The organism is Aquimarina callyspongiae (genome assembly GCF_034322225.1).
Lineage (GTDB): Bacteria > Bacteroidota > Bacteroidia > Flavobacteriales > Flavobacteriaceae > Aquimarina.
In genome coordinates, this window is the sequence record NZ_JAXLPA010000003.1 from 161,544 (window position 1) to 179,602 (window position 18,059).

General features: G+C 31.3%; 13 protein-coding genes. 8 read left to right on the plus strand and 5 right to left on the minus strand.

Going from position 1 to position 18,059, the window contains the following annotated elements; translation table 11 throughout:
- Positions 1-39: 39 nt before the first annotated feature.
- From U0D62_RS13055 to U0D62_RS13070, 4 genes are all read right to left on the minus strand, one after another.
- On the minus strand, positions 40-2,784 hold the full coding sequence (locus tag U0D62_RS13055; RefSeq protein ID WP_322287745.1) for an outer membrane beta-barrel protein: 2,745 nt from the start codon (positions 2,782-2,784) through the stop codon (positions 40-42).
- Between the two features lie 70 nt (positions 2,785-2,854).
- The gene (locus U0D62_RS13060) at positions 2,855-3,736 is read right to left on the minus strand and encodes a GLPGLI family protein (protein ID WP_322287746.1); all 882 of its coding nucleotides are present in this window, start codon (positions 3,734-3,736) and stop codon (positions 2,855-2,857) included.
- 94 nt (positions 3,737-3,830) lie between these two features.
- Positions 3,831-4,991: an aspartyl protease family protein gene (locus U0D62_RS13065; protein ID WP_322287747.1), complete on the minus strand. Its 1,161-nt coding sequence runs from the start codon at positions 4,989-4,991 to the stop codon at positions 3,831-3,833.
- Positions 4,992-5,012: 21 nt separating this feature from the next.
- Positions 5,013-5,828, minus strand: a complete 816-nt coding sequence (locus tag U0D62_RS13070) for a GLPGLI family protein (RefSeq protein WP_322287748.1) — start codon at positions 5,826-5,828, stop codon at positions 5,013-5,015.
- Between the two features lie 126 nt (positions 5,829-5,954).
- On the opposite strand from U0D62_RS13070, the gene U0D62_RS13075 reads away from it, so the two are divergent.
- The 5 genes from U0D62_RS13075 to U0D62_RS13095 are packed head-to-tail and all read left to right on the plus strand — an operon-like array spanning position 5,955 to position 10,261.
- On the plus strand, positions 5,955-7,481 hold the full coding sequence (locus U0D62_RS13075; RefSeq protein ID WP_322287749.1) for a sensor histidine kinase: 1,527 nt from the start codon (positions 5,955-5,957) through the stop codon (positions 7,479-7,481).
- Positions 7,474-8,154 carry a response regulator transcription factor gene (locus tag U0D62_RS13080; protein ID WP_322287750.1) on the plus strand — a complete coding sequence of 227 codons (681 nt, stop codon included), beginning with the start codon at positions 7,474-7,476 and terminating at the stop codon, positions 8,152-8,154. The genes U0D62_RS13075 and U0D62_RS13080 overlap by 8 nt, the downstream gene beginning before the upstream one ends.
- A 31-nt stretch (positions 8,155-8,185) precedes the next feature.
- The gene (locus U0D62_RS13085; RefSeq protein WP_322287751.1) at positions 8,186-8,968 is read left to right on the plus strand and encodes a hypothetical protein; all 783 of its coding nucleotides are present in this window, start codon (positions 8,186-8,188) and stop codon (positions 8,966-8,968) included.
- A gap of 7 nt (positions 8,969-8,975) precedes the next feature.
- Entirely contained in the window at positions 8,976-9,590 is a 615-nt protein-coding gene (locus U0D62_RS13090) for a deoxynucleoside kinase (RefSeq protein ID WP_322287752.1), read from the plus strand.
- A gap of 14 nt (positions 9,591-9,604) precedes the next feature.
- Positions 9,605-10,261 (plus strand): DUF2461 domain-containing protein, encoded by a 657-nt coding sequence (locus U0D62_RS13095; protein ID WP_322287753.1) that lies wholly within the window; start codon positions 9,605-9,607, stop codon positions 10,259-10,261.
- 30 nt (positions 10,262-10,291) lie between these two features.
- Here the strand turns inward: U0D62_RS13095 and U0D62_RS13100 are convergent, their stop codons facing one another.
- Entirely contained in the window at positions 10,292-11,479 is a 1,188-nt protein-coding gene (locus U0D62_RS13100) for a 3-deoxy-D-manno-octulosonic acid transferase (protein WP_322287754.1), read from the minus strand.
- 249 nt (positions 11,480-11,728) lie between these two features.
- Between U0D62_RS13100 and U0D62_RS13105 the strand changes: the two genes are divergently transcribed.
- The 3 genes from U0D62_RS13105 (at position 11,729) to U0D62_RS13115 (ending at position 17,856) form a co-directional block, all read left to right on the plus strand.
- Positions 11,729-13,543, plus strand: a complete 1,815-nt coding sequence (locus tag U0D62_RS13105; protein ID WP_322287755.1) for a T9SS type A sorting domain-containing protein — start codon at positions 11,729-11,731, stop codon at positions 13,541-13,543.
- A gap of 113 nt (positions 13,544-13,656) precedes the next feature.
- Complete coding sequence (locus U0D62_RS13110) at positions 13,657-14,790, plus strand: DegT/DnrJ/EryC1/StrS family aminotransferase (RefSeq protein ID WP_322287756.1); 1,134 nt, start codon at positions 13,657-13,659, stop codon at positions 14,788-14,790.
- A 162-nt stretch (positions 14,791-14,952) separates the two neighbouring features.
- Positions 14,953-17,856, plus strand: a complete 2,904-nt coding sequence (locus tag U0D62_RS13115; protein ID WP_322287757.1) for a DEAD/DEAH box helicase — start codon at positions 14,953-14,955, stop codon at positions 17,854-17,856.
- Positions 17,857-18,059: the final 203 nt, after the last annotated feature.

The window sequence follows — 18,059 nt, forward strand, 5'->3', positions numbered from 1 at the left end:
CTTAATATCTAATCAATTTTGTTATGTTTTTTGATTTTATTATAAATTATACTTAACAGTAAAAATCCAATATCGTGGCTGAACAATATAACTGGAAGTGCTATTAAACAATTCATTAAAACTATCTTGATTGATTGTATCTGTATTAAGAATATTAGTTACAGAAAATTTATATTCCCACTTACTATCCTGTTTTTGATAGAACACGTCAGCATCCCAAAAACTATATTCATTCAATGTATCTTCTTTATCGCTATAATTATAATAACTGTAAGAAGATTTTAATAAAAACCCTTTAGCAAATGACCAATCCAGTTTTGCAAAAGGTCTACTTGTATAAAATGTATTTTGGGTTCCATTATTATCATAATCATTAACAGAAATACTATAACCTAGATCAAAATTAGGTCCTTTCTTAAAGTTTGTTGACCATTGTGTTCTATATGTTTGAGTAAGGCTTATACTCTCACTAGGAAGGTTATTGACAATATTATTAAAACTAGACCAACTAAAATTGGCATTCAAATTTCCTTTTATCTTACCAAAAGTACGACTAAATCTTCCGTTTGCAGAGAGTACCTGATCAGCAAGGTTAGAATTTACAGGAGTATTAACTCTATTAATGCCGTTAATTACACTTGTATTTTTAATAGGGTTCCGTCTATTGCTATAATTAACACTTGCGAATATATTTGTATAATTAAACATATTGAAACTAAAATAGTTCAATGAATAATTATCGTACAAACCATTTTCGAGATTACGATTTCCTTGTGATAGTGAATTATAATTATTAAATACATATCCTGAAGCTAATCGATTAATATCGGTATAGTTTGCCGTAATTGAATAATTAAATCGTAGGCTTTCGCTTTTTTTAAATTGTGCCAAAATAAAAAGATCTGGTAATACCTGCCATTCATTTTGATCGATGGTTGTTCCCAATTGCTGATCCTTAAGATCATAATTATGAACACTTACACCAGGATTAATTGTAAAAATCCCAGTAATAAACTTATAATGCATACTAGCAAAGACATCTCTAAAATTATACTTTACATTATTGGTGAAATCTGTAGTATCAAAATCATTCTGATCTCCGTTATCCAGAATTTGAAAGATTCCAGAATCAAAGTTTTGTGTACTTAAAATGGAACCTAAAGTAAAATTCAGGTTACTTTTCTTATTAAGTACATAGAAATAATCCAGTTTTGCATCCAGTTTACTCGTCTTAACTTGTTTTTCCTGATTGATATTATACCTGGTTGATTCTTGAAGCGGATCAAATGTATCTAAATCCGGGTTTGTAGGATCATTGATTTCTGTAAAAATACCTCTGAAAGGAACTTCATCTCTTACGGCATTATAAAACGGGTCTTCATCCTGAAACAAATGCTGTGCTTCTAATGAGAAAATATTCTTTTCATTTAATGTATAATATGCATTCATATTTTGCTGAATCGAAAAAGGAGTATTCTCTAAACGTTCTGTAATATCTTCTGACACATTTTCTCTTACTGAGAGAAACACATCATCCTCTTCTTGCTTAGAAAGTTTCCCAAAAACGTCATAATCCAATCTTAAATCGCTATTTGGTTTATACGTAGCGCTTAATTTTAACAGTCCCAACTTATTTCTTTGCTCTGCATTATCAAAAGTTTCTTCCACTGTATTATCTGTAGGGTCGGGAGTATCATCAATATATACTCTTCTTGTAGTTGTAATCAAATCGGTTTTAGTATCACTTACAATTCCATAACCACTTACATCTAATGTTTTACTTGCAGACATACTAAAATTAATTGCTCCAAATTTAGTATTGATATCATTGGCACGATTATTCTGGGGCACTGCAAACCCTAAATCACTATCTGAAATATTAAAAGAAGTTCCGCCACGACCCAGGTTTCTAAATCCTCCAGTAAATCTAAAATAATCGTTTAAAGTAAAAGGGACTTCTCCTATATCGTTAAAATCAGTAAGAATATTAAGACTATAATCAGGGCTATAATAAAATAGTTTTGGCTTTATCAAATACCGTTCAGTTTCTCCTACTCCTGATCCAGCTGTGATATCCCCAAACCAGAAGTTCTTTTTTCCTTCCTTCAGTTTTATATTAATTGCCACTTGATCTTGTGAATTGCGAAGCCCTCTCATTTGACTCACATCATCATAATTTTTCAATACTTCTACTTTATCTAATGCATCTGCAGGAATATTTTTGGTTGCTAGCTTAGAATCTCCATCAAAAAAATCTTTTCCTTCTACCATTACTTTAGAGACCGTTTTTCCTTCTACTTCAATTTCTCCATCATCGTTGACCTCTACTCCTGGTAATTTCTCTAAAACATCTCCCAATTTCTTTTCTGTCCCATTAGTAAATGAGTCCGTATTATACACCAAAGTATCTCCTTTTACAACAACAGGCATCTCATAAACAATTTCTACTTCATCAAGGCTATTCTGTTCTTCAGTCATTACAAAATCAGCAGACACATCTGAGGTAGATATGTTAATAGTTTTGGCTTCTGCAGAAAGGCCTATAAAGCTTACTTTGAGAATATAGCTATCATTCTGAGGGACTGAGATCTTATATTTACCTTTATCGTTAGTAATTCCATAAGCAGTCATCGCATTATCTGATTTTTTATAAGCAATAACATTTGCCATCTCTAGAGGACTACCCACAGAGTCTTTTACAAAACCTGTAATTTGTACTTTTTGAGCAGAAGCTGCCAGTGTTATTCCTAAAAGGAATACCAAAATTTGTATTTTTTTAGTCATGTCTTTTGTTGATTTTCTTTGATAAGAACTAAGCCGTTATACTTTTTTAAAAAGTTTTGAGATAAGGATCTTAATTTCTACGTCCTCCTCCTGCACGTCCTTGTCCTCTTCTTTGAGTACTGAATTGTTCTATCATTTCTTCTACCTTCTTTTCGGTGATTTCGTCAAATTTTGCTTGCGATACTTCTTTTCCTTTAGAAGGTTTTTTTATTTCTTCTTTTTCTTTAGTGTTCAATACAATCTTATTGCAGAGCAAGGATGTTCTTCCTTGTTGTATTTCCAAAATTAATCCTGGTAATCCCCAAAATTCTCCAGGTCCTTGGTTAACCGGGATTTCTGGAGTATACCAAGCTACTATTTCAATTTCTTCTGGTCTCTTAGGAATATTTAATTCTTCTCTGGTTTCTGATGATGCACCTCCATTTTTTTCTTCTTTTCTTCTACGTTCTCTCGCCTTTTGACGTATACTCCCAAAATCCATTGTTTCACTTGTTTTTGCAGTAGCCACTGCTTTAAAACAGGTATAGTTGCCAATTTTTTTTGTCTCATTAACCATCGTCCAACTATATTTGGTTAAAGTGTCTTTAATCAAAAAATTCTTGCCATAAAATTCGCGCTGATCATAATACTCTCCCTCTTTAATATTTTTATAATAATTATTAGAAGTAAGACCTGAGAACATAGCTCCCCATCTTCCTCCATTTCCTGTTGCTTCAAGCTGTGCTTCTTCTTTATAAACAGAGCTGTTTTTATCAAAAGTCAGTACAAAGGTTTTTTCAAAAGCAGATTTCATTCTCTCGGCTATTGCTTTTTTTTGGTCTTCAGACATTTGTCTTCTTCCAAAATTCATATCCATGCTTGTTTTGCTAAAATAATAGGCCTTGCCTTGAAAATCCTGTGCAACAGTCAGGCTGGTAATAAGTGTAAAAATTAATAGAATGTTTGTTTTCATTTTCTGTGTGGTTTTTAAAGTACTTGGACTGTATGCTCCACACATCGTTTAATGAGCTAACGTTAATTTTATCCTAAAAAATCAAACCTTATAATCATATTAATCGCTTTAAGAAAATAATAACGGTATGAACATTTCCGGATTTGTTCTTTACCTCCACTGTTATTTCTTTTTGAGCAGTTTTAAAATAGCTTTTCCATACTGTAAGATCTTTTCCTTTATAATCATTAACCGATAATAATTCATCGCCTTCTCGAATTCCTTTTTGGTAAGCTTCGCTATCAAGAATCACATGATTAACCATTATTTTATTCCCCTTCTTTTCTATACCTATTCCACTCAAAGGAAAATCAAACGGTGTTTTAAATTTGGAATTAGGTTTCAAGTAAAAAAACTTCTTTTTATAATCTAATACCATATTAAATCTATTGATTATATCAGCTCCTAGTATCCCTGCATATTTTTTAGATCCTGACACTCCTGTTTTTCCTTCAGAAATATCAATAGGTAAATCTTTAAACTCAAAACCATTAAAATTGAGTTTTTGTATACTCGCTCTTGTAAATGTGGTTGATGTGGTAAGACCTTGTGCTTTCCCTTTAATGGTCTTTCCTGACTTTGTTTCGATATCATGTTTTTGAGCAAACGGTGTATTAAATAACAATGCCATATTTGCACCACTATCAAACAAAAAATTACCTGTTTTTACACTTCCATCATTTAAAGTAATTGTGAGATCTATTTGCGGAATCGGAGTACCGTCAAACTTCATTGGTATTTTGATATAATCTTCTAATCCTGAAACCTGACTTTCTTTTTCATACAATTGTATCGTTTTTTGCTCAAAATCGAATTGGGTGATATATCGTTTTAGAACATCATACCCAATAATCCCATCTATATTTTGTCCTGATCTTTGAGACAGTTTTTGTAGATCTACAAGAACTACTGATGCGTTTTCTATATCAATTTCGCCAACGCTTAGTTTTTGGCCAAGAGCAATCTCATAAGTCTCTGATCCATTAGCTCCTTGTGTGCTTTGAGAATAATTTGATTTTACCCCTAAATTGCTAGCTACGGTTTTATCCAACACTGCAGTTGATGCACCTGTATCAAATACAAAATTTAACTCTTTACCATCATTTATTGACACTTTTACAAATACTAAATCATTTTCTTCAAATGATATGGTTGCCACTTGCGCTTTTAAAGCAATTGTGATCAAGCCAATTATTAAAATTATTATCCTGTTCATTTTTTGATTGATTTTGATGATTTATCCTCCTATTCGCAATTGAAAACCATCACCATCTCCTCTTCTGGGCATTCGATCTCTCATTTCTTTCATTTTTTTCTGCATAATGGTTTCAAATTTATTTTCTGTTACTACTTTACCTTTTGTGGGTTCACTAATTTCGATTTTTTTCTTTGCATTTAATACTATTTTACTACACAAAATACTTTGTTGCCCATCATTGGTTTCCAGTATCAATCCAGGAAGCCCCCAATAGTTTTCTGGCCCATTGCTTATTGGGATTTCTGGTGTATACCAGGCTGTAATAGTAATTTCTCGTTCTTCAGGTTCTTCTTGATCATCTTCATCTTCTGTAAAACCACTTAGAGTCGATATCATCCTTTTAGCTGTTGCTTTATAGCAGGTATAATTACCAATCTTTTTGGTTTCATCCTCTAGTTTCCATTCCAGTTTTTTTAACTCATCTTTTACCAGAAAAGTTTTACCCATCAAATCTCGTTGACTAGAATAACGTTCTTCTTTTATATTTTTATACAATTCATCAGATTCACCGCCTCCGCCTACCATGACTATTTGAACTCCCGCAGGTTGAGGAGCTCCAAGGCTTTTTTCTTCCTTATATATAGATTCTTTCATATTAAATCGTAAGGTAAAATCTTTCTGAAATTGTTTTCTCATCATTTCTTGAATCTGTTGTTGCATGTCAAAACCTGCTTGAGTACTATCTATTTTTATCTCCAGCTTACGATCAGTTTTGTAAGTCACGACTCCTTGAAATTCTTGTGCTGACATACTGTTGATTATAAACAGTAATATCAATATTATAATGCGTATCATAATGGTTTGGTTTAAAAATTAATTACACCACAAATATGAAAACTCAATGACAACTATACAGTTAACCAATGTTAACGAGTGTTAACCGATTGGTTTTATATTAGATAAGTATCTTACTTTTGAAGTATGAAAAGGAGAAATTATAAAACCATACTATATTTTATCACTGCTGTAATTGTGGTTACTTTAAGTATTCAGGTATACTGGAATCTTAAAAATTATCAGGCTTCAAAACAACAGTTGATTAATGAAGTACAGATTAGTCTTGATAATGCTGTGGATCAATATTATGAGGAACTAGCAAAAAATCAAACTTTTAGATTTATCTCTGACACAGAGTATTCAGACTGTTTGCCTAATAACCTAAGACGTAATAAGGTTGCAAAAATATGGGATTCTACTCCCACTCATATAAATGACCATAGGAGTTTTTTTCGTTATCTTGATTCTACAAAAGCTTTCACCTCTCCCATTATCAAAAGAAAAATAACGGATTCAACACATCCATTATTTAAGGTTTTTAAGAAACCTGATTCTATCAAAACCATGATTCAAATAAATGACTCTGATTCTATTACCATTTATGCGGATCTTAATCCTTTTGAAATCTTAACTTCTAAAGTTGTTGTTTCTATTGGTCAAGATGATTTAGAATTAAAAAAAATAGATAGCCTATTAAAGTTTGAGTTATCAAGAAAAAAAGTTTCTGCAGATTACATTTTACAATACACCGATCCTTTAGGACAATCATACAGTAAAAACGAAAATAGTTCGATCGTGGCTAAAGAAGAACAGTTATATACTGTTTCTAAATCTTCTTATTTGCCATATGATAGCTCTTTAAAATTATTTTTCACTAATACTACACGTATAATTCTCGAAAGGAATTTATTTGGAATCTTACTTTCTTTTCTACTTGTTAGTGCTGTAATTGGGTGTTTGTTATACTTACTCAGAATCATTAATCGTCAAAAACAACTTGCAGAACTTAAAAATGATTTGATCAGTAATATTACACACGAGTTTAAAACTCCTATTGCAACTATAAGTGCAGCGATGGAAGGGATTCGGAGTTTTAATCAAGCTAATGATCCCCAAAAGACCAAAAAGTATGTCGAGATGTCTTCTAATCAATTAGGGAAACTCAATACTATGGTTGAAAAAATATTAGAAACGGCTACTCTGGACAGTGATGAATTACAGCTTAATCTGGAGGAAGCAAATATGGTAGAATTAATAGATAATATTATTGAAAAACATAAAACCAATTCTCCTCAGAAGAATATAACCTTTGAAAGTACCCATTCAAACATCTGGAAAAAGATTGATGTATTTCATTTTGAAAATGCTGTAAATAATATAATAGATAATGCAATTAAATATGGTGGCGATCTTATTGCAATAAACATTAAGAATACAAATCCCAACATACATATAGAAATTAAGGATAACGGAAATTCTTTAACCAAAACTCATAAAGAAAAGATTTTTGAAAAGTTTTATCGTGTTCCCAAAGGAAACACCCACGATATAAAAGGTTTTGGAATTGGTTTATTTTATACCAAAACAATCATCGAAAAACATAAGGGAAACATTCAATTATTATTAGATCAGGGGCAAACAAATTTCAAAATTACACTACCCAATGGCTGAAACTATAGAAATATTACTTGCAGAAGACGAACCTTCATTAGGACAAATCATTAAGGAAAGCCTTGAAACCAGAAATTTCAAAGTACACCTTGCTCTTGATGGAGAAGAAGCCTATCAATATTATAAAAAAGTAGCTCCCAAGTTACTGGTTTTGGATGTGATGATGCCCAAAAAAGATGGTTTTACACTTGCAAAAGAGATTCGGTTAGAGGATGAAACAATTCCTATTATATTTCTCACAGCCAAATCGCAAACACAAGACGTGGTAGAAGGGTTTACAATTGGCGGAAACGATTATCTCAAAAAGCCATTTAGTATGGAAGAATTGATTGTTAGAATCAATAGTTTATTACACCGAACCAAACTTCAGCAAAATGCAGAGGTCCTTACAATTGGAGAATACACATTTGATTTTCCGAAACAAATTCTTTCTTTTCGTGACGAAAATCAGCAACTTACACACAGAGAAGCACACCTTCTGTTTCATTTAATCAAAAATAAAAATCAGGTTCTTGACAGATCTATGATCCTCAAAAAACTATGGGGAGATGATGATTTCTTTAATGGAAGAAGTATGGATGTATTTATTACTAAACTTCGTAAAAAATTAAAACAAGATGATACCATACAAATCATTAATGTAAGAGGGTATGGTTATAAATTAGTATGCTAAAAATGGCTTTATTTTTGTACTTTGCCCAAGTATGAAAAGACGAATTCTTTTTTTGACATTTATATTCTTTACACAATATACTTTCGCACAAAGAAATGTATCCATAAAAGATTCTATCTCAATAGAAGCAGATTCTTTTTGGGGAGTTGATTCTTTTGATGCCATTTTTTACTCAAAAGACAACGTTTTTTATAAAAAATGGAATAATCAAGAATGGCAATATGGTGATTATATATTAGGACAATTAAGTAGTGTTTCTATTCTCAATCCTTTAAAAATTATGCTTTTCTATGAATCCTCTAATACAATTGTATTAGTAGATAAGTATCTTACAGAAATAGAACGCATCAATTTTAATGTTATCACAGAATTTAAAAATGTTACAAAAGCTTCTCCAGCTAATGACAATAGTATATGGATTTTTGATAATAACAATCAACGCTTAGAGTTATTTGATACAAACTCTCGTAAAACTTTACTCAGCGCCCAACCGATAAATGAGCTACCTGTTGCGTTACAAAGTAATTTTAATGTATGTTGGATATTAATCAACAATCAATTTTTACAATATAATGTCTACGGTAGTTTATTATATAAATTTCAAAATTCTGGATATTCTGATCTATGTATCGTGAATAATGATTTAATCTTGAAAAAAGAAAATAATCTATTTTATTATGATACACAGTCTGAAAGCCTGGAAAAAATAAAACTTCCTGAAATTACTGTAAAACAGTTTTATGTTACTAATGAAATCCTTTATATTTACCACCAGACAAAGATTTACAGTTTCGACCTAACACTCCAAAAATAAATCAAATATGCATGTAGCCATTGCAGGAAATATTGGTGCCGGAAAAACAACGTTAACTAAATTACTAGCAAAGCATTATAAGTGGGAGCCTCAATTTGAGGATGTATTAGAGAACCCATACCTCGAAGATTTTTATAATAAGATGGAACGCTGGTCTTTTAACCTGCAAATCTATTTTTTGAATAGTCGTTTTAGACAAATTCTTGAAATTCGCGAGAGTGGTAAAGATATTATTCAGGATAGAACGATTTATGAGGATGCTTATATTTTTGCACCTAATCTACATGCCATGGGACTTATGACTAATCGAGATTTTGAAAACTATAAATCTCTTTTTGATCTTATGGAAAGTGTGGTAGAAGGACCCGATCTTCTAATTTACTTAAGAAGTAGTATCCCTAATCTCGTTGCACAAATTCATAAACGCGGACGAGAGTATGAAAATACAATTAGCATCGATTATCTAAGTCGATTAAACGAGCGATATGAAGCCTGGGCTCACGATTATAATAAAGGAAATCTTCTTGTTGTAGATGTAGATCACCTTAATTTTGTTGATAACCCAGAGGATCTTGGAAGTATTATTAATCGTATTGATGCAGAATTAAACGGTTTATTCTAAGAAGCAAGGCATCTATGGATTTTAGGGCATTATTTCAATTTCTTTCAGAACTACAGAAAAATAACAATAAAGATTGGATGAATCTGCATAGAAAGCAGTATCAAACGATCCGAAATGATTTTATACAATGGCTGGATCATCTAGATACTAGGTTAGCGGCTATAGATCCTGATTATTATCCTACACCTGGTAAAAAAGGGATTAATCGTATTAACAACAATTTACTTTTTCATCCCAACAGACCTGTCTATAAAGATCATTTTGCAGCTGGACTAGATCAACGTTCCAAACAAGGAGATTTTTATATCCAGATTGGTATTAATGATTGTGAATTGGCTGGTGGCTATTGGAAACCTAATAATAAAGAGTTAAGTAGTATACGTGAAGCCATTGACTATAATGGGGATGAATTATTAAAAATAATAACTAAAAAAAGTTTTCAGAAAACCTTTGGTGGATTATATCCTGCCAAAGATAAACTATCCAAAGCTCCCAAAGGATATACAATAGATCACGAATACATTGATTTACTCCGTTACAAAACCTTAGCCGTTATTCATCCATTATCAAAAGAAGATATTTTACAAGATGATTTTGATGAAAAAGTAATCCAAGTATATAAAGAAATGCTCCCATTCAGAAGATATTTAAATGAAGCGGTTACCGTTTAGATAATGGTAAAAAATTAATGTCTCCTATATTTATTTCTTTTCTTCAATTTTATTCTCAAGATACTCAAGAATCATAGCCGTAGCTCCAGTATTACTATTGATAAAATGTCCAGAAATCATTCCTGTTTTTTCTCTGAATTTTTTATCATCAATAAGTTTGTTCAGTATTTGAGAAAACTCTGTAGCATTGGCAACAGAAAACAATCCTGCCAATTTCTGAAGTTGTTTTGCTTCTCTGAATTTTTCGAAATTCTTACCTATTACAATAGGAATCCCAAAAGTTGCCGGCTCCAGAATATTATGTAATCCTGATGTCCCCATTGCGCCACCCACATAAGCAATATCAGCATAACTATATACTCTGGATAAGTAGCCTATGGTATTCATAATAAATATTTGTTGATCTTTTAATTGTATTCCATCTTTTTCAGAGTACAAAACAGTATTTCTGCTTAACTTTTGCTGTAAAGCTCTTACTCCATTATTTTTTATTTCATGAGGAGCAATAATAAAGCATACATCCTTTGAGGTATTATTAATAAATTCTATAAATACCTCTTCATCTTCAGACCAGGAACTCCCTATTACTATACAAAGTCGATTATTTACAAACTCAGATATAAAATCAACCCGGTTATCCATTTCGATTTGATGAGATACCCGATCAAAACGCGTATCACCGCTCAATGTTACATTATCAAAAGCTTGTTTTTCTAGTAATGTTTTAGAAACAGCATCCTGTACAAAAAAGTGATCAATTGTTCTTAAGGTTTTTCTCATAAAACCGCCATACCACTTAAAAAAAGCTTGATCTTCTCTAAATGCTGCAGAAACCATTACTATCGGGATGTTTCTTTTATGAAGTTCTTTTAAATAATTAGGCCAAAACTCGTATTTTACAAAAACTGCTAATTCTGGATTTACTATTTCAACAAATCGTTTAACCTTTGATTTTGTGTCCATAGGCAGATATACAATAACATCTGCTAACGTACTGTTTTTCTTTGCTTCATAACCTGATGGAGAGAAGAAAGTAACCAATAATTTATAACTAGGAAATTGCTTTTTTAAAGCTTCCATCACTGGGACTCCTTGTTCATATTCTCCTAAAGATGCACAATGAAACCAGAGTACCTTATCATCTATATTTATTTTACTCTCTAGAGTTTCAAAAACCTCTTTTCTTCCTTCTACAAACAATTTGAGTTTTGAACTCAATAGTCCTATTACTGGAAGTAATCCACTAAATATGGAAATAAAAAAATTATATAAAAAGCCCAAAAATTATGATTTTTTATGAATTGCTAAAATACAGCTCTTTGTTGTAATAAAAGAAGTAAAAACAAAAGAACTATCTATTTAAAAATTGACAATTCCTTAATAAAACTAATAATATATTAACCTATACACTCAATTTATCTTAATTTTTTAATAAATTAATACTTTAATCACACAAACTCAATATTTATGAAATTAAAACTTACTTTAATTGCATTATTTTCATGCGCGATTTTATCTTCTCAAAGCTTTCTTGAAGTACAGCTTCCAAAACCCGATCAGTTAAACCCCTTTTTTATTGGACCTTTAGTTAAATCTACCATTCATTATGGAGTTACACCACCAAATTATAATGGAAAAGTAATTCTTTTCAACCATGGATACATTGACCTCAATCAATCTCAGTTTTTGTTTGATAATTCTTTTTATCAAGAAACATATAACGAGGGATATCAAGCAGTATTTGTGGCTACAACCCGAGGTGAAGGAATCTGGATAAATGGAAAACTACTCGCAGAATCAATTGATATTATCACAGAAAAATTTAATGTTCCTCAAATATACCTTGTAGCACATAGTAATGGCGGCAAAGCTTCTGAGGCCGCTATGATTCATTATGAAAAAAAGAACAAAGTTGCACAAGCCTTTGCTCTTGGAACTCCTTTCTGGGGTACGTATCTGGCTGATATTTCACAAATGCCCTGGTTAAACTGGGCCTGGAGGCTTACCGGTTTAAACGAAGGTGCCAGAACCTCAACCACCTACTATTGTAGAGATGTGGTTCGCCCTTACCTGGATAATCATCCTAATAATGAACCTGAAAAATTCGTCATTCTGGGAGCTTCAGGATTCTATAAAGGTTCTAACTTATTAGCCAGAGCCGCTTTTACGCTTACCGGTGGAATTTTACTTCCTGTACAAGGTGCTAATGATGGCGTTGCACCTTACAACAGTACATTAAGGCCTGGCGCAGAATATGTGTTTAGAAAAAATGATCCAAGAGCCGCTTTTGATCATTTAGATGTTAGTTTTGGGCAATTTAGCTGGCCTTATGTACAATCATATATTGAAAATGGTTCTCGAAAAAACCTATCAAAATCTCAGAAAAATAATAATAGTTTTAAAACAGAAAGTAATTATTACATAATTCATTCTGAAAATAAATATGATCAAATCCTACTCGATAAAGGATCAGAATATGGTATAGCAGAGATCATTCATGAACATTCAAAAGCCAAGTTTCAATTATATGATCAGAACCTTAAAAAAATACAACTTCCTGAAAACTATGTTACCAGAAACCATCAAACGGTAATCCCTATTTTAACAAAGAACAGTGTTCTTAACAGTGACTCAAAATTCGTTGCTTTTATCAAACAGAACAATGGTATAAAAATGTCTTTAGAGCAGCTAAAAAACAATAACCATTATCCCAAACTAAAAGTTGATATCTATTCAAACAAAAAAGATATACAACTACCATTAAATACAGTTGTACGCGGTGTTATAATTAAAACTTCAAAAATTGATGGCATTCCTTTACAAAATAATCCTGAAATAATCACTTTTAATAGGAACAACGATAGTTTCTTGTTTGACACAAAGAATCTTGAAGATGGTGTATATAGTTTATTTTTAAACTCAGAAAATAAAAACAACTTTAAAAGAACAATTATTTCTGGGTTTGTGGTTGGTGATGTTAAAAAGAGTTTATCTAAAAATGATAACGAAAACACCATTAATTCTGATCAAAAATCTATTTTAATAACACCTAATTCTGTTAAAAATGTAGCTTCATTATCATTTTTGGGATATAAGATACCTGATCAACAACTAGCAATACAAGTATTTGACATCACAGGTAAAGTCATTAAGAAATTTTCAATCAATACAATACAACAAACAAGGCAGTATAATATTTCTGAACAATTACAAACATTAAACAGCGGTATCTATTTATTAAAAATAGGTAGCTTAAAAACCTTAAAATTCTTTAAAGAATAGATACTTCAATAAACTGATAAGAAAAATTAGAATCAAAAATACATTTTGCCTTGTCTACACATTGGCAATCGCATCATTATTTTGTACTTTCGTCAGGTTACAAATTTCACCTTATGAAGAAGATTCAAATGGTTGACTTAAAAGGTCAATATGAACACATAAAAGAACGTGTAGATGCATCTGTTCTTGACGTTATAAATTCGACAGCCTTTATTAATGGGCCTGAAGTGCATAGTTTTCAAAAAGAGCTAGAAGAATATTTGGGAGTAAAACATGTGATTCCGTGTGCTAATGGAACCGATGCTTTGCAAATTGCAATGATGGGATTAGATTTAAAACCGGGAGATGAAGTAATTACTGCAGATTTTACTTTTGCTGCTACAGTAGAGGTTATCGCTTTATTACAATTGACTCCTGTACTGGTTGATGTTGAACCAGATTCTTTTAATATTGATCCAGAAGCTATTCGTAAAGCAATAACACCAAATACCAAAGCAATTGTTCCTGTTCATCTATTTGGCCAAGCCGCTAATATGGATGCAATCATGTCAATAGCTAAGGAGCATAATTTATATGTAATAGAAGATAATGCACAAGGTATAGGAGGAAATTACAACTTTTCTGATGGGAAAGTTTCAAAAACAGGAGCTATTGGTCATGTAGCATCAACCTCTTTCTTTCCTTCAAAAAATTTAGGGTGTTATGGTGATGGTGGAGCTATCTTTACTAATGATGATGATTTGGCACATATGATTAGAGGTATCGTAAATCATGGAATGTATAAAAGATATCATCACGATGTGGTTGGAGTAAATTCTAGATTAGATTCTATTCAAGCTACCGTTCTAAGAGCAAAACTCCCAAATCTGGATAATTATAATAATGCTAGAAGAACGGCAGCAAAAAAATATAGTAATGCTTTTGAAAATCAGCAAAACATCATTACTCCAATTATTCTTGATACTGATGATACCCATGTATTTCATCAATATACTTTAAGAATAACGAATGGCAAGCGTGATGATTTGGCAAAGCATTTAAATGATAACGGAATTCCTTGCGGTGTCTATTACCCAATTCCTTTACATAGTCAAAAGGCATATCAGGATGAAAGATATAATGAAGCTGATTTTGCTGTGACCAATCAATTGGTAAAAGAAGTTATTTCTTTACCTATGCATACAGAGTTAGATGATGAACAGATTGATTTTATCACTAAGACTGTGATTGATTTTGTAAATAATTAGTATTATAAAATATTTCTTTAAATAATACCAGGACATTGGTTTTCCTTTATGGAAAACTAATGTCTTATTATAAATAGAAGAAGTTTCTAAAATACTTCTTTATGTTAATTCCTCTTCATAAAAGAGGAAACCCAAATAACCCATTAAACCTACTTACTCGTGATGGATTCTTTAGTTATCTGTTATAATCTTTTTGACCATAGTTTTAAGGACATTCCTCCTTTACCCGAACCATATGTTGTTCCTCTAAACAATAATCGCCTTGGTTATGTAGAGAAACAAGCTACTCCAGAAATTCTGGATAGTTTAGAAATTACATACCGTGAAACTCCTCATGAGCAATTATTAGAAATTTGCAATCAGTTAAAACCTCTTTCATTAGAACAACGTTTCAAGTCTGTAAAAAACAGAAGAACTTTAAAGCTTGCAGAACTTCTTGTAGATCCCAAAATCAAACCCGTAATTTTAAACTTTGTTCATAGAAAATTTGCTACTTTTTATTCTTTATTGGTTACAAATCAATATGCAATAACTTATAACGCACAAAGAAAAGATCCTTTTGAAAATCATAGGCTTTTGATAAATGATTCTATTTCTCTATATCCAATTTTAGAATTTACCAAAACAGAAGAAGGAATAGAATATGCATTTACTCTTAAAGATCAAGAAAAGCGTTTAATCCCAAAAAATCATAGTATTCAAATATTACTTAATGACCCTTCCTGGATTCTTTTAGACAAAGCTATTTATCAAATTAAAAACCTCAATTCCAACAAACTAAAACCATTTTTTGATAAAGAAAAGATTACAATTGCTCAAAAACACATTAAAATGTATTTAGAAAAAGTAATTGTACCTGTAATTAAAAATGTCGATGTTGTAACCAATGGTTTTGAGATCATTACACATAAAAACATAGCATCCTATGAAATCGAAGTTCTTCAGGATTTTATTAGAGATGTATATGTGATAAAACTTATTTTGAACTATGATCAAGCTACTTTTGATTATAATAACACCAAGACAACTGTTTCTAGTGTAAATTTTGAAGATGATCATCAAATTCAGATTATTCAAACAAAAAGAGATCCTGAAGCAGAGCAAAAAATAATTGATTTACTAATTAGTAAAGGATTACGTCTCAATAACAATTTACTTTTAGAAACCGAAAATACCGAGGATCCTTTTGAAATTCTAAAATGGTTAACGGTGAATAAATCTCAGCTTGTTGAAGATGGCTTTGAAATAAAACAACCACAAATTGAAGACAAACCTATAAACATTACTCCTTATCAAATAGATATTAAGAACGAAAAAAAAAATGACTGGTTTGATGTAAAAGGTATTGTTACCATTGGTAATCAAGAGATTAAGTTTTCAAAATTTGTAAAATACATTAAACAAAACAATCGTCTCTTTCCTATTGATGAAGATCAAATCTTTATTATCCCTCAAGAATGGATGACGCGATACAAAAAAATAGCAGATTTCGGAAAAGTAAAGGATGACACGATACAAGTAAACAAAGGAAATTATACTATCTTAAAAGATATTATCGAACCAGAAGAGTTAGCTATAGAGCATAAGACTGATATAGAATATCAACCGAGTGATTTATTAAAAGCAACTTTACGTCCATATCAAAAAGAAGGAGTTCAATGGTTAGTGAATCACTATCATAATGAATTAGGCGCTTGTCTTGCAGATGATATGGGATTAGGAAAAACATTACAAACTATTGCTGCATTAATTTTTGCAAAAGAACATCTATCTCCAGAGGAAGGCACCTCAAAAACTGTACGATTAGAATTATTTAGCGATCCTCTAGAAATAAAAACATATTTAAAAGCATTGATCGTGCTTCCTTCTTCCCTAGTCTTTAACTGGGCGCAAGAAATCATAAAATTTGCTCCGCATCTTTCTATTGTCAAATACACAGGTACTGATAGAAAAAAGATTACTCCATATCTAGATACTTATGATGTAATTCTTACAACATATACCACAGTCTCGAAAGATATTTCAATACTTAAAAAAACAGATTTTGCATATCTAATCACGGATGAAAGTCAGCAGATAAAAAACAAAGAATCTAAGATTTTTCAAGCTATCAATAGCTTGCAGGCTTCACATAAAATTTCTTTAAGTGGTACTCCTATAGAAAATTCATTATCTGACCTTTGGTCACAGATGCAGTTTATTAATCCAGGAATGTTAGGTAGTTATACCTTTTTTAAGGATCATTTTAAAATTCCAATAGAAAAACACCAGGATCAAGAACGTATAGAAGAACTAAAAAATCTTATTGACCCTTTCATCTTAAGAAGAACCAAGGAGCAAGTTGCAAAAGATCTTCCTGAATTATCAGAACAAATTATCTATACAGAAATGCTTCTTGATCAAGAAAAACAATATGAATCTCAGAAATCAGCAGCCAGAAACCTCCTATTGGGTATTGATCCGGTTCCTTCAAATAAAATTCATATTATTAATACACTTACAAAACTTCGTCAATTAGCAAATCATCCAAAACTAATTGATGAGAAATCAGATCAACAATCTGGAAAATTTATGGATGTTACCAATTATCTAGAAACTTTGGTGAGATCAAATAAAAAAGTATTGATTTTTAGTTCTTTTGTCTCTCATTTAAATATATACCAAGAATGGTGTGATGCTAATCATATACCGTACACAACCTTAACAGGGCAAACTAAAAGTTCTGATCGTGAATCTATCGTTAACGAATTCCAAACAAATGATGCTATTCCTATATTTTTCATTTCGCTTAAAGCTGGTGGAGTAGGTTTAAATCTTACAAAAGCATCATACGTAGTATTATTAGATCCCTGGTGGAATCCATTTATTGAGAAACAAGCTATTGCTAGATCTCACCGTATTGGGCAGACTAATAATGTTATGGTTACTCGATTCATTTCAAAAAATACCATCGAAGAAAAAATATTACAACTACAAGAAAAGAAAAAAGGTTTATCAGATGAAATTATAGATGTAAATACAATTCCTGATTATATAGAACAAGATTTAGCCGAGTTATTGACTTAAATCATCGTACAAATTGGTAAGAAAAACGATACTATATATCCGAACGTTCAATCATAAAATTATGATATAATAATCACTTCTTAACTTAAAGTTATTTTGACATTATAATTCTATTAAAATTCTCTCTATTAAGACTTAAGAAAGATAACAAATACTTAAAAAACCTAATTAGGTGATGGTATTCATCTTTATTTACTTGCGGA

Coding starts and splice junctions, on each gene's coding strand:
- U0D62_RS13070 (WP_322287748.1), bottom strand. CDS start 5,828: ATGATACGCATTATAATATTGATATTACTGTTTATAATCAACAGTATG.
- U0D62_RS13075 (WP_322287749.1), top strand. CDS start 5,955: ATGAAAAGGAGAAATTATAAAACCATACTATATTTTATCACTGCTGTA.
- U0D62_RS13115 (WP_322287757.1), top strand. CDS start 14,953: ATGGATTCTTTAGTTATCTGTTATAATCTTTTTGACCATAGTTTTAAG.
- U0D62_RS13085 (WP_322287751.1), top strand. CDS start 8,186: ATGAAAAGACGAATTCTTTTTTTGACATTTATATTCTTTACACAATAT.
- U0D62_RS13090 (WP_322287752.1), top strand. CDS start 8,976: ATGCATGTAGCCATTGCAGGAAATATTGGTGCCGGAAAAACAACGTTA.
- U0D62_RS13095 (WP_322287753.1), top strand. CDS start 9,605: ATGGATTTTAGGGCATTATTTCAATTTCTTTCAGAACTACAGAAAAAT.
- U0D62_RS13110 (WP_322287756.1), top strand. CDS start 13,657: ATGAAGAAGATTCAAATGGTTGACTTAAAAGGTCAATATGAACACATA.
- U0D62_RS13065 (WP_322287747.1), bottom strand. CDS start 4,991: ATGAACAGGATAATAATTTTAATAATTGGCTTGATCACAATTGCTTTA.
- U0D62_RS13055 (WP_322287745.1), bottom strand. CDS start 2,784: ATGACTAAAAAAATACAAATTTTGGTATTCCTTTTAGGAATAACACTG.
- U0D62_RS13060 (WP_322287746.1), bottom strand. CDS start 3,736: ATGAAAACAAACATTCTATTAATTTTTACACTTATTACCAGCCTGACT.
- U0D62_RS13080 (WP_322287750.1), top strand. CDS start 7,474: ATGGCTGAAACTATAGAAATATTACTTGCAGAAGACGAACCTTCATTA.
- U0D62_RS13105 (WP_322287755.1), top strand. CDS start 11,729: ATGAAATTAAAACTTACTTTAATTGCATTATTTTCATGCGCGATTTTA.